Origin of the sequence: Spiroplasma endosymbiont of Tipula paludosa (assembly GCF_964264785.1) — a bacterium.
Lineage (GTDB): Bacteria > Bacillota_I > Bacilli_A > Mycoplasmatales > Nriv7 > Nriv7.
Genome location: NZ_OZ183484.1, coordinates 1,029,081 through 1,040,997 on the forward strand (window position 1 = coordinate 1,029,081; position 11,917 = coordinate 1,040,997).

The window sequence follows — 11,917 nt, forward strand, 5'->3', positions numbered from 1 at the left end:
GCTCCCGTTTTAGATTTTCGCCAGTTGTGTTATTTAATCAAGTAATAGTCGGCTTCGCCGACTAACCCGCTAGCGGGCGGGGCATACGCCTTCCGCACCGCTTCGCAGACCGAAGTGATTATCAATTAACTGGACAAGTTTTTTTGATTTTTTGATAATTCAATTTTTTGCAAGTTAACTATTTTGGGGGTTTTTTCAAAAGTTAATTCGCAACTAAAAAATGATTTAACGTTTTCTTTTAACAGTTTATAAATTTCTTGTTGTTCTAGATTGTTATCATCAATTCATAAAGCCTTTTGTTCGCCGGTAGGCTCAAATAAGTCATTTTCATAACGCAAAAATTCGGCAGAATAACCTGACATCATAGAGCCATCTTTATTTTTAAATATTTTTCTTTTTATACTAACTAATTTAACTTTAAACATTATTATCTAAATTCCTTTTACTTTTATTTTTTAAAATTTTTTTAATATGATTAATAAATTTTTTCTCACAAGCAACATGCAAATATCGTTTATCACTAAATAGATGTAAACACCAGCGACATATTTTATAATTTATCTTTCCTTTCAAAATTTAAAAACCCTTTTCATCGCAAGAATTACAGATTCCAACTGTATTTTTATTACCAATGACATAGCTTTCGCTGTCGCATTCAATACAAAATATTACTGCCAAAAGAAAACACCCCCTAAAAGTTTGTAGAAAACAAAATCTTGTCATATGTATATGGTTTCTACAAAATATAGTTGTTAGTCTATTGATAATTGTGGTGATTTTGTATTATAATGTTAAAGTAATTTGTAATGCGGGTTTGGCGGAATTGGCAGACGCACCAGACTTAGGATCTGGCGTTTTACGACGTGGGGGTTCAAGTCCCTTAACCCGCACCATTTACTATAAAATGTGCACTTAATAGTGCATTATTTTTTTAATTAATTAGTATTATTTTAATAAATAGATATTTAAAAAATGAAAAAGGTGGGTTTAATGAAAATAAAAATTATTTTTATTGATATTGATGGGACTTTGTTTAATGATAATCATTGTCTAACTGAATTTAATAAGGAAATGTGTATTACAGCTCAAAAGCAAGGTGTTATTGTTGTTATTAATACAGGAAGAATTACTACTAATGCTATTAGTATTGCTAAACAAATTAATGCTCATAAATTTAAAAGTTTTGTTGTTGCTAATAATGGTGTTCATATTTATTCATTTAAAGATAAAAAATTAATTTTTAATGGAAATATTAATTATGATGTTGCTAAAGCGGTTTATCGTTGAGTTGATAATAAAGGTTTTAAATGTCAATTGTATACTGAAGATGGTTCTTTTGTTAATCGCCTTGGAGAAAATTCTAGTTATTGAGCTGATGTTATGCAAGCAAAATATACAGTATTGAATGACATTGATGATTTAAATAGTGATATTGCTCGGATTGTTATTATTGCTAAAACTATTACTAGTCAAGTTGCTTCTCAGGAATTAATTAATGAATTTAATGAAAAATTTTCGCATTTAGATATTAAAGAATATCATCCAGGAATATATGAAATAACATTGCCAAAAATGAGTAAAGGTTATGGGGTTACATATATTTGTGATTTATTAGGAATTAGTACTAGTGAAGCAATGGCGTTTGGTGATTCATATAATGATCAATGATTAATGCAAGCAGTGGGTCATCCAGTGGCAATGGATAATTCAGTTGAGATTATTAAAGAATTATCTAATTATATTTGTCAAAGTAATAATGAAAATGGTGTTGGTAATATGATTCGTAAACACATTTTGAAGTAAAAATATTATTATTTTAATTATGTGCCAAATTGTAAAGTTAAGTGCAACTAAATTATTTTTCTAACCAAATATTCGATTGGCGAAAGATAATTTAGTATTTTTCTTGGTCTTTGGTTTAAAGACAATATAAATTTATGAACTGCATTTTTAGTAGTGTTTGAAAAATTAAATTTTTTAGGAAATTTTTCTCTAATTAAACCATTAGTATTTTCATTAGTACCTCTTTGTCAAGGTGAATATGCATCAGCAAAATAAATTTTCACATTTAAATTTTTTTCAAGTTGTTGTCAATTAGCAAATTCTTTACCCCTATCAAATGTTATAGTCTTAACAAGATTATTTGGAAGAATTGATAAATAATGACTAATATTTTTGTTAATAACTTTAGTAGTTCTATTTTCAACTAATATTGCTAAAGTAAATCTTGATGTTCTTTCAACTAAAGTTATTAAACATGATTTACTTTTACCTCGTGATGATACTACAGTATCACCTTCTCAATGGCCAAGAGTTATGCGATTATTAACATTTCGTTCTTTAATGGATTTACCATTAAATTTACCCCGATTTTCTTGAGATTTTCGTTTCTTACCTTTTCTTCTTAAATTTTTACTAGTAACCTTTTCAAGTAATCCAGAATAAATTCAATTGTAAATTGTTTTAAAACTAATAATTCATTCTTGATGAAAATTTTTAATTCTGCCATAAATTTGTTCAGGCGATCAACCTAATAATAATTTTTGTTGTACATATTTTACTAATTCTCTATTTTTAAATTTATGAAAATAAACATGTAATTGTTTTCTATTTTCTGCTTTATTTTGTGCAATTAATGAAAAATAATGATTATTATCTTTATTTCTATTAACTTCTCGATTAATAGTACTAATACTTCGATTAAGATTTTTAGCTATTTCACTAATTTTTACTTTAAATTTCAATTGATTCTCAATATAAATTCTTTCATCTATGCCAAGATGTTTGTATCCCATATAAAAACTCCTTAAATTTACTTTTTCTAAAATAAACTTAGCATCATGAAATTTTTATATGAAATCTTTTGCAATTTTATTTACTTGCACTTACAAGTATAATTCAGCATATTAAATATAATATTGAAAATGAGCGAAGATTAATTGATGAATATTTTGAAGATAACCAAATATTTTTTAATCTTAAAAATCTTGATGATTTAACAGAAAAAATTAATAATAGACTTGGTACATAACTATAACATTTTATGCCGACTAAACTATAAAATTCATTTTTATCTTTGTATTTATCTAACATTTGTATTTCATCTAAAAAATAATTATCAAAATAGTAGATAAAATTAAAGGTTATGTACCAAGTCTAATGATTTAAAAAAATTGATTCTAATATTGAAGTGGTAGTTAATTTTTCTAATGCTGCAAAAATCTTTCACTTTGTTATTTATCTTCAAGGAACGGTATTATTTTATAATATTGCTTGCTAGTTGACTAGATGCTTTAAAAAATGTCAAGAATTAGTTTAGATATTTTGTTTTTCTTTTTTAAACAAGATAGGATATAATTAAATGAAGGAGGTTTTTTATAATGAGAAATTCTAATTTTGCATTTCGCCGTTTTTTTATAATTTTTGCTAATGTTTTTGTGTTTATTGGCGCGTTCTTTGTGTTAACAATGATTACTTTTTATACAATTGCAGCATTAAGAAATGAGATTACGGAGTTAACAGCCTATGATAATGATTTTCGTACGGTAATTACTGATATTATAAATAAGGGTTATTTTCCAGTTATGGCATTAATTATTTATATTGGAGCAATGCAATTAATTTATAGTGCTTTAATTATTAAATGAGCAATATCACTTAATGATGAGCAATTTATTAAACATCGTTGATTAATTTTAGTTTATAGTTTCTTTAATATGACATTTTTTACTGGATTTATGTTGCTTTCATTAGATCAAAAAAGAATTGAGACGGGTATTAAAGCGAAAAGAAAAATGGCACTACATGAATCAAGTGTTTTTGCTTTATCAGGTGCGATGTTAATAATTTTTACTGCTGTTTTACTATTGACAAAAAATCTTAATAGTGAAATTGTTAATATAAAACAACCCTTTATTATTACTTTAAGTATTGCTGGGGTATTCTTATTATTTGGGGTGATGGGCTTATTGTCAATTAGTAAATTAAAAAATGTTAATTTACCAGATAGTAATTCTTTACAAAATGTGCCAGTAAAGTCATTTAATGATCAGTTTGTTAAGTTAATGATTGGTTTTAGTATTATTTTTATATTAGTTAAAATGCTTATTGTTCTTGTAATTAATACTATTGGTTATTTAAGTCAAATGTTTAGTCGTGAAAATCGTGGATTTTTTAGTAATATTGGAGCAACGATAAATTTAATTTTTATGTATACTATTGTTTATCAAGTATTTCAAGCATTACTTCAAAAAGATGATCAACCGCTAGTTATTGATTTATCAAATATTGATACTAAAAGACAACACCAACGGTTTTAAGTAATTTATTATTTAATAATTCTAAAAACTGCTTCTTATTTTTATTAAGAAGCAGTTTTTATTTGGGTGTGGGATATTATTATTAATTTTGAATTTTCTTTCATTTTTTTGCGTTATAATAGCAACTAGATAGAAGGAAGGAGACTTTTAATGCTTTATCAAAAAACTAAGAAGATTGTTAAACCACGAACAAATATTATTTTAATAGTTCTTGCAGGGCTAACAACTAAAATTAATAGTTTAAAGCAAACATTACCAAAAGAAAATATGATTTATTTTCAACAGCATCGTGCCATTTTACCAACTTTACCACCATATAATATGGCTTCAATTTTAACAGGTGCGCCATTGGAGTTTCATGGGGTTACTAATTGAGAAAACAATCGTTTGGTTACGGCGGTTTTGAATACTAAGGATAATATGTATCCAACAATTTTTTATAGTATGCCAAATTGTAAAGTTAAGTGCAACTAAATTATTTTTCTAACCAAATATTCGATTGGCGAAAGATAATTTAGTATTTTTCTTGGTCTTTGGTTTAAAGACAATATAAATTTATGAACTGCATTTTTAGTAGTGTTTGAAAAATTAAATTTTTTAGGAAATTTTTCTCTAATTAAACCATTAGTATTTTCATTAGTACCTCTTTGTCAAGGTGAATATGCATCAGCAAAATAAATTTTCACATTTAAATTTTTTTCAAGTTGTTGTCAATTAGCAAATTCTTTACCCCTATCAAATGTTATAGTCTTAACAAGATTATTTGGAAGAATTGATAAATAATGACTAATATTTTTGTTAATAACTTTAGTAGTTCTATTTTCAACTAATATTGCTAAAGTAAATCTTGATGTTCTTTCAACTAAAGTTATTAAACATGATTTACTTTTACCTCGTGATGATACTACAGTATCACCTTCTCAATGGCCAAGAGTTATGCGATTATTAACATTTCGTTCTTTAATGGATTTACCATTAAATTTACCCCGATTTTCTTGAGATTTTCGTTTCTTACCTTTTCTTCTTAAATTTTTACTAGTAACCTTTTCAAGTAATCCAGAATAAATTCAATTGTAAATTGTTTTAAAACTAATAATTCATTCTTGATGAAAATTTTTAATTCTGCCATAAATTTGTTCAGGCGATCAACCTAATAATAATTTTTGTTGTACATATTTTACTAATTCTCTATTTTTAAATTTATGAAAATAAACATGTAATTGTTTTCTATTTTCTGCTTTATTTTGTGCAATTAATGAAAAATAATGATTATTATCTTTATTTCTATTAACTTCTCGATTAATAGTACTAATACTTCGATTAAGATTTTTAGCTATTTCACTAATTTTTACTTTAAATTTCAATTGATTCTCAATATAAATTCTTTCATCTATGCCAAGATGTTTGTATCCCATATAAAAACTCCTTAAATTTACTTTTTCTAAAATAAACTTAGCATCATGAAATTTTTATATGAAATCTTTTGCAATTTTATTTACTTGCACTTACAAGTATAATTCAGCATATTTAATTCTAATTTTTATTTTGGCATAAATTTTATAAGCAACATATGCTGACAGCATTATGCTGATAATAATAAATATTAGTCCAATTGCAATATTCATTTTTAAACTCCTTTAAAATAGTTATAATTCATATCTTTTTTGTTGTTTTCTTTTTCGGCAATGAAGAAGCTTAATAATTCTTGGCCTTTAATTAACTTGGTTTCTTGTTCTTGTTGATTAATTGATTGATTAATTGAAATTACTTGATATTTACTATCTTTTATTATTCCAATGCAAATTGAATTTTCGTATTTTCCCTTATAAACAAATCGCTTTGGAAACCAAATGCCGATTTGTTCATTAAATCATGGAATTTTTGGTGCTTTAATAAGCATTGCGTTTTGTGTTTCTTTTAAGAGATATTTTTTAGTATTTAAGAAAATGTTTTCAATGTTTTTCATAGTAAATTACCTTTCTTATGAATAAACTAAGTTATAATTAACTAAGTTGTTAGTTAACTTAGTTTTTTAAACACTTATATATCGCAGATTTAAGTGTTTAACAAGCTTTGTTATTAAATTTTATTTTTTAATTAGATAAAGATTTTAATAATTTTAAACTTAGCATATCCCCTATATAGAAATTTCTACACTTTAACATCCGCATCCTACCCTTGGAACTAATTTAATAGCGTGTATATTTTTAGGAAATCCACCCATTCATTTTTTTATTGCAAAACGAAACAAATTGCTATAGCTAATAGGGTGTTTTCTATTAACTGGTAAACTTCTTTCGGTTATGGCGACCACCCACAATCATTTATCGTGTTTTTAATACATACCAACATTATTAATTCACTTGTATTTAATTTTAAAAGAACAAATTTTTAACACCTTATAAAATAAAAAGACAATCATTGCTGACTGTCTTAATACTTATTCAAATCTTTTCCCACCTAACAAAACTTTATGCGCCCATCACCTTTAATGTAAGAAAAATTTTGGAATAAATTTTGAAAACTTTGTTTTTTAATTTGATTACTTGATATACTTGATACTATTAATAAATTATTGTTCGTTAAGGGAAGCATACTACTAATTGCGGGTGCACTTACCATTAAAATATATGGTAATTTTACTAAATTTTTCATTTCTAAACTCCTTTAAAATAACTTTAATACATATAATGTGCATATATGAACACTATATAAAAGGGTTCGTATTATTTAAATTTATTTTAGCACAACTAAATAAAATTAAATTAACAAAAATAAAAAATGAATATATATATATATATACAAATATTTGATTAAAAATGTAAAATGTTAGTAACACATAAAAATGAAAGGATTTTAATAAATGGCAAATTGATTTCACTTATTGCCTCACTAATTAGTTTTTGACTTTCTTGTTGATTAACATATTCACTTATTAAATTAATTGAAACCAAAACTAATGAATTATGATAAAGAACATTATTAAATAAAAATTTTAACAATGAGACCTTGTATGTCTCCTTAAATCTATTAGAAGGAAATTAAAATTATGGAAACTTTTTGAACTGTTATTGTAATAATCGCAGTTATTGTAATAATAATTTTGGCAATAGTTTTTTGAATAAAATGAGAAAAAAAATTAAGAGAAAACATTTATAAAGAAATAACAAACTCTCTAAAAAATTTAGAAATTAATAATCCTGAAAATTATATATTTGAAGAAGAAATTGCTTCATCATTATTTAGCGAACTAAAAAAATTACTTTTAGACAATAGAACCAGCTTTAAATATAAAAAAACTTATTTAGAAGGCAAAAGAAAAAAAGAAATAATTAAAATAGTAAAAAGTTATTATGAATTAAATGAGAACGAAAAAAAGCAAATTTCACAATTAAATAAAGAAAGTGAACAATAACTATAAAATCAAGATTGCAAGGTATAAGGAAGTTTTTTATGGAACAAAATGATAATAAAAATTTGATATCTGAAATACTAGAAAAACAAAATGACAATAATATAATTAAGAAATTAATATTAACTATTTTTGGAATAATAATCATAGTGATTTTGCTTATTGTATTCTTTACTCCCAAAGCGGATGGATGATACAAGTTCTGGGGTTATAAAGTTCAATGTCGCAATGGAACTTATAGTAGTTCTAGTGGCAAGGGAACCTGCTCTCATAATGGTGGTGTAAGTAGATACTTAAACTCTGAACTAACAAGTGGAATTAAATACAATACAAATTTAAATTATTTTATAAACAGTAAAAAAGTAATAAGAAAGATTTGAATAGTTCCTGAAATAACTATCCCACTATAAAATAATTTATCTTTATCTAAAATCATATTTTATTTTCCCATCACATAGTCTATTTTCCAACAAAATAAAGCGGTATTAAAGCATAAAAATGAATAACCACGCCATTATTATTTGCTCAATGTAAATATGAAATAATAGTTTTATTTACTATTCACTAACCTATTTCTTAATGTATCAATTATATATATCTATCCTTAATTTTTTGATTAGAACTCATAAATTCAATGTCAGTCATTGTACCGGATTCAAAAAATTTGTTTCAAACTAGTAAATCCACAATTTTCTTAAGGTCACTAAACTCAAAACTAAGTCTGTAAATTTTATTTTTTAGCTGAATTATACTTGTAAGTGCAAGTAAATAAAATTGCAAAAGATTTCATATAAAAATTTCATGATGCTAAGTTTATTTTAGAAAAAGTAAATTTAAGGAGTTTTTATATGGGATACAAACATCTTGGCATAGATGAAAGAATTTATATTGAGAATCAATTGAAATTTAAAGTAAAAATTAGTGAAATAGCTAAAAATCTTAATCGAAGTATTAGTACTATTAATCGAGAAGTTAATAGAAATAAAGATAATAATCATTATTTTTCATTAATTGCACAAAATAAAGCAGAAAATAGAAAACAATTACATGTTTATTTTCATAAATTTAAAAATAGAGAATTAGTAAAATATGTACAACAAAAATTATTATTAGGTTGATCGCCTGAACAAATTTATGGCAGAATTAAAAATTTTCATCAAGAATGAATTATTAGTTTTAAAACAATTTACAATTGAATTTATTCTGGATTACTTGAAAAGGTTACTAGTAAAAATTTAAGAAGAAAAGGTAAGAAACGAAAATCTCAAGAAAATCGGGGTAAATTTAATGGTAAATCCATTAAAGAACGAAATGTTAATAATCGCATAACTCTTGGCCATTGAGAAGGTGATACTGTAGTATCATCACGAGGTAAAAGTAAATCATGTTTAATAACTTTAGTTGAAAGAACATCAAGATTTACTTTAGCAATATTAGTTGAAAATAGAACTACTAAAGTTATTAACAAAAATATTAGTCATTATTTATCAATTCTTCCAAATAATCTTGTTAAGACTATAACATTTGATAGGGGTAAAGAATTTGCTAATTGACAACAACTTGAAAAAAATTTAAATGTGAAAATTTATTTTGCTGATGCATATTCACCTTGACAAAGAGGTACTAATGAAAATACTAATGGTTTAATTAGAGAAAAATTTCCTAAAAAATTTAATTTTTCAAACACTACTAAAAATGCAGTTCATAAATTTATATTGTCTTTAAACCAAAGACCAAGAAAAATACTAAATTATCTTTCGCCAATCGAATATTTGGTTAGAAAAATAATTTAGTTGCACTTAACTTTACAATTTGGCATATAAAAATGCCATTAAAAATAATACTGGTAATTTCACAAAAGACGAGAAAGTATTTATTGCTCGCTTTGAAGAATGAGTTAAAGCGCCTAATTCAAAAGAAAATAATGAGGATAAAAAATAATGTTTTGAGAAATTATTATGGAATTTTTAAAACTGTTTGTTCCGATAGAAAAAATGCCTGCACAAGTTGCATTTATTGCCGGATTAATTATTATCATTACTTTTATTTTCGCCTTAATTTCAATTATGTATTTACCAATAAAAATGATTTTTGGGAAATAAAAAATGACAGTAAATTTAAAAGAATTTAATTGAGAACAAATTAAACAAACTTTCTGAGATTTATTTATTCAAATCACAACTATTCCGGCTCATATTAGTGGTGGTGAAGAAATTGATTTAACCAAAGAAACACTTTGACTTTTAATAGCAAACATTGCTTTTTGATTCTTAACAGCAATTATGGCGTGATTTATTCTAATGCTACTTTGGAAAACCATATCAGTATTTAGATAGAAACAAAATTAATGTCAAGAAGTTACATTAAAGAAAGGGGGTGATTATATGATTGGAACTTTCTTGGCCGATGCACCAGCAAAAATAACAGCTAGCGATGCGATGACTAAATTGTGAAATGCAATTATAACAGCGTTTACTAAAATGTGAGAAATTATTGCCGTTAATATGCCGCAAGTTGGTAACTTCTTTGCCGACTACTGAATCTTCATTTTTCCATTTATTTTGGCAATATTCTTTATTTGCTTTAAAATGTTTGAAAAATTACTTGGCGCAGTCCGCTAACAAAAAAATAAAGTGAGGTGCAAGATGAAATTTTGCAAATGAATAATAGAAAAAAATAACCATTTTATTGAATTGAATCGCACCTCATTTTTAATTTTATGACATTGAGGAGCAATTTGATACATTTACAACGGTTATTTCAAAAACATTGTGAGCTATTTATTTTTAGCCGGTTGTATTTTAATTTTCCTTTTTAAAATCGGTAATTTAACACAAATTAACAAAGTTATTAATTTCTTAAAAAATTCACCATTAAATATTGTGATTGGTTCATTAGGGACTGGAAAAACTGCTTTTCTAGTATACGCAGCAAAATTACTAAAAAAGAAGAAATATCACATCGCCGCAACCTTTCCATTAATAGAAACCCAAAAATTAAGTTTAGGCCATATGGGATTGTTAGACTTTGATTATCCGGTATTGCCAGACAAAACCTTACTGTTATGAGATGAAACCAACTTATTTTTAGAAGGAACTGATTGAGAAAAAAATAATACCAAAAACGAAGAAACCGGTATCCAAGAATATTTCGCTCTGGCACGCCATTTCGGTCATATTGTTCTCGCTAGTGGTCAAAGAGATAAACATATTTGAGTTAAAGTTCGTGATATTGCCAATAATGTGATTGTGGGAATTCGCAAAAAACCCGTTAATATTTTTCGCCCTTACTTAAAAGTCATCTATGGTACCTTTACTAGCATTGAAGAATATGAACGCTGACGAAACACCTTAATTGATGCGAAAAATAGCAAAAAAGGTCGCCGTATTAAATACCGTGATATCCCTGAACTTGATATTTATTTTTTTAAACTAAAAATTCCTCTACCCATACTTAACACTTACAATTCTTTTTACCTAGCATTTTTAAGAGATTACTTAAATTCAAAAGTAAATCCTGACTATGAAGACAAATACTATACTGACACAGCAATTGATTTAGAAGACTTAGAATACTTAAAAATGGATAAATTTAGCAAATTTTTAAGAAAAATGAAAGAAAAGGAACAATAAAAAATGGAAAATCTCGCAAAAATGGCCGACTTTCTGGGTCAAATGCTTTATAAGGTTTTTGATTTAATTTGAAGTCTTGAAGTACCAGGAACGAATATTCAATTAATATTTCCTTTATTCTTAACGCTTGCTGTAGAATTTCTTATGGCATTTATTCTTGGATTTGGTAGTCAACAAGTTAATTTAGAAAAACAACGCCAATATGCGGTTAAAAATAAAGGTCGATTAAGTGCGTGAGGAAAAGCTAAAAAACAAATAAAACCAATAAAAATAAAACAAGGTAACTAAAAATGTTTAAACTAATTATTATTTTTATCTTAATAACTGTTCTTGGACTTTTAGCTGGTAGTCATTTTGAAACTTTAACAAACTATATTAGCGAAGGACTTGCCAATTTCCAAAAGTTTATTACTAGCAATTTAACAATTTTAGAACTATTTAAACCAATGGCCCGGACATTTTCTCAACATCCAATCTTTACCATTCTTGGTATCACTTGTGTACTTATTGCTTTATTTATTGTGATTAAAGGACGATAAAAAATATGAAAGGAG

At 25.7% G+C, this 11,917-nt stretch carries 20 protein-coding genes and 1 tRNA gene; 14 read left to right on the top strand and 7 right to left on the bottom strand.

All coding sequences use genetic code 4. The features are described from left to right. Positions 1–125 precede the first annotated feature (125 nt). Entirely contained in the window at positions 126–425 is a 300-nt protein-coding gene (locus ACFEL5_RS06160) for a hypothetical protein (protein WP_338966992.1), read from the bottom strand. Between the two features lie 383 nt (positions 426–808). Here ACFEL5_RS06160 and ACFEL5_RS06165 point away from each other — a divergent pair. Continuing rightward, a tRNA-Leu gene (locus ACFEL5_RS06165) sits at positions 809–893 on the top strand. 97 nt (positions 894–990) lie between these two features. Then, a complete protein-coding gene (locus ACFEL5_RS06170) occupies positions 991–1,803 on the top strand; it encodes a Cof-type HAD-IIB family hydrolase (RefSeq protein WP_342189507.1) in 813 nt (270 codons plus the stop codon). A gap of 47 nt (positions 1,804–1,850) precedes the next feature. On the opposite strand, the gene ACFEL5_RS06175 is transcribed toward ACFEL5_RS06170, so the two are convergent. Then, on the bottom strand, positions 1,851–2,795 hold the full coding sequence (locus ACFEL5_RS06175) for an IS30 family transposase (RefSeq protein ID WP_338966716.1): 945 nt from the start codon (positions 2,793–2,795) through the stop codon (positions 1,851–1,853). A gap of 76 nt (positions 2,796–2,871) precedes the next feature. Then, positions 2,872–3,093: a hypothetical protein gene (locus ACFEL5_RS06180; RefSeq protein ID WP_375315239.1), complete on the bottom strand. Its 222-nt coding sequence runs from the start codon at positions 3,091–3,093 to the stop codon at positions 2,872–2,874. A gap of 287 nt (positions 3,094–3,380) precedes the next feature. On the opposite strand from ACFEL5_RS06180, the gene ACFEL5_RS06185 reads away from it, so the two are divergent. Both ACFEL5_RS06185 and ACFEL5_RS06190 read left to right on the top strand, forming a co-directional pair. After that, on the top strand, positions 3,381–4,319 hold the full coding sequence (locus tag ACFEL5_RS06185) for a hypothetical protein (RefSeq protein WP_375315240.1): 939 nt from the start codon (positions 3,381–3,383) through the stop codon (positions 4,317–4,319). Between the two features lie 150 nt (positions 4,320–4,469). Next, on the top strand, positions 4,470–4,793 hold the full coding sequence (locus tag ACFEL5_RS06190) for a hypothetical protein (protein WP_375315241.1): 324 nt from the start codon (positions 4,470–4,472) through the stop codon (positions 4,791–4,793). On the opposite strand, the gene ACFEL5_RS06195 is transcribed toward ACFEL5_RS06190, so the two are convergent. The 3 genes from ACFEL5_RS06195 to ACFEL5_RS06205 form a co-directional block, all read right to left on the bottom strand. After that, the gene (locus tag ACFEL5_RS06195) at positions 4,790–5,734 is read right to left on the bottom strand and encodes an IS30 family transposase (protein WP_338966716.1); all 945 of its coding nucleotides are present in this window, start codon (positions 5,732–5,734) and stop codon (positions 4,790–4,792) included. The two genes, ACFEL5_RS06190 and ACFEL5_RS06195, sit on opposite strands and share 4 nt — an antisense overlap. 212 nt (positions 5,735–5,946) lie before the next feature. After that, on the bottom strand, positions 5,947–6,285 hold the full coding sequence (locus tag ACFEL5_RS06200) for a hypothetical protein (RefSeq protein ID WP_342277703.1): 339 nt from the start codon (positions 6,283–6,285) through the stop codon (positions 5,947–5,949). 494 nt (positions 6,286–6,779) lie between these two features. Continuing rightward, positions 6,780–6,974 carry a hypothetical protein gene (locus ACFEL5_RS06205; protein ID WP_375315242.1) on the bottom strand — a complete coding sequence of 65 codons (195 nt, stop codon included), beginning with the start codon at positions 6,972–6,974 and terminating at the stop codon, positions 6,780–6,782. Between the two features lie 394 nt (positions 6,975–7,368). Between ACFEL5_RS06205 and ACFEL5_RS06210 the strand changes: the two genes are divergently transcribed. Together ACFEL5_RS06210 and ACFEL5_RS06215 are read left to right on the top strand one after the other, a co-directional pair. Then, positions 7,369–7,734 carry a hypothetical protein gene (locus ACFEL5_RS06210; RefSeq protein ID WP_375315243.1) on the top strand — a complete coding sequence of 122 codons (366 nt, stop codon included), beginning with the start codon at positions 7,369–7,371 and terminating at the stop codon, positions 7,732–7,734. 38 nt (positions 7,735–7,772) lie between these two features. Further along, positions 7,773–8,141, top strand: a complete 369-nt coding sequence (locus ACFEL5_RS06215) for a hypothetical protein (protein ID WP_375315244.1) — start codon at positions 7,773–7,775, stop codon at positions 8,139–8,141. Positions 8,142–8,319: 178 nt separating this feature from the next. On the opposite strand, the gene ACFEL5_RS06220 is transcribed toward ACFEL5_RS06215, so the two are convergent. After that, complete coding sequence (locus tag ACFEL5_RS06220) at positions 8,320–8,511, bottom strand: hypothetical protein (RefSeq protein WP_375315245.1); 192 nt, start codon at positions 8,509–8,511, stop codon at positions 8,320–8,322. A gap of 68 nt (positions 8,512–8,579) precedes the next feature. On the opposite strand from ACFEL5_RS06220, the gene ACFEL5_RS06225 reads away from it, so the two are divergent. The 8 genes from ACFEL5_RS06225 to ACFEL5_RS06260 are packed head-to-tail and all read left to right on the top strand — an operon-like array spanning position 8,580 to position 11,902. After that, a complete protein-coding gene (locus ACFEL5_RS06225) occupies positions 8,580–9,524 on the top strand; it encodes an IS30 family transposase (RefSeq protein WP_338966716.1) in 945 nt (314 codons plus the stop codon). A gap of 19 nt (positions 9,525–9,543) precedes the next feature. Next, positions 9,544–9,672: a hypothetical protein gene (locus ACFEL5_RS06230; RefSeq protein ID WP_375315246.1), complete on the top strand. Its 129-nt coding sequence runs from the start codon at positions 9,544–9,546 to the stop codon at positions 9,670–9,672. Then, the gene (locus ACFEL5_RS06235; RefSeq protein WP_342277701.1) at positions 9,672–9,833 is read left to right on the top strand and encodes a hypothetical protein; all 162 of its coding nucleotides are present in this window, start codon (positions 9,672–9,674) and stop codon (positions 9,831–9,833) included. The genes ACFEL5_RS06230 and ACFEL5_RS06235 overlap by 1 nt, the downstream gene beginning before the upstream one ends. Before the next feature lie 3 nt (positions 9,834–9,836). Then, positions 9,837–10,067 (top strand): hypothetical protein, encoded by a 231-nt coding sequence (locus tag ACFEL5_RS06240; RefSeq protein ID WP_375315247.1) that lies wholly within the window; start codon positions 9,837–9,839, stop codon positions 10,065–10,067. A gap of 48 nt (positions 10,068–10,115) precedes the next feature. Next, positions 10,116–10,352 (top strand): hypothetical protein, encoded by a 237-nt coding sequence (locus ACFEL5_RS06245; protein WP_338967064.1) that lies wholly within the window; start codon positions 10,116–10,118, stop codon positions 10,350–10,352. A gap of 24 nt (positions 10,353–10,376) precedes the next feature. Beyond that, positions 10,377–11,363, top strand: a complete 987-nt coding sequence (locus ACFEL5_RS06250; RefSeq protein WP_375315248.1) for a hypothetical protein — start codon at positions 10,377–10,379, stop codon at positions 11,361–11,363. 3 nt (positions 11,364–11,366) lie between these two features. Continuing rightward, entirely contained in the window at positions 11,367–11,651 is a 285-nt protein-coding gene (locus ACFEL5_RS06255; protein ID WP_375315249.1) for a hypothetical protein, read from the top strand. A 2-nt stretch (positions 11,652–11,653) separates the two neighbouring features. Next, on the top strand, positions 11,654–11,902 hold the full coding sequence (locus tag ACFEL5_RS06260; RefSeq protein ID WP_342277697.1) for a hypothetical protein: 249 nt from the start codon (positions 11,654–11,656) through the stop codon (positions 11,900–11,902). Positions 11,903–11,917 lie beyond the last annotated feature (15 nt).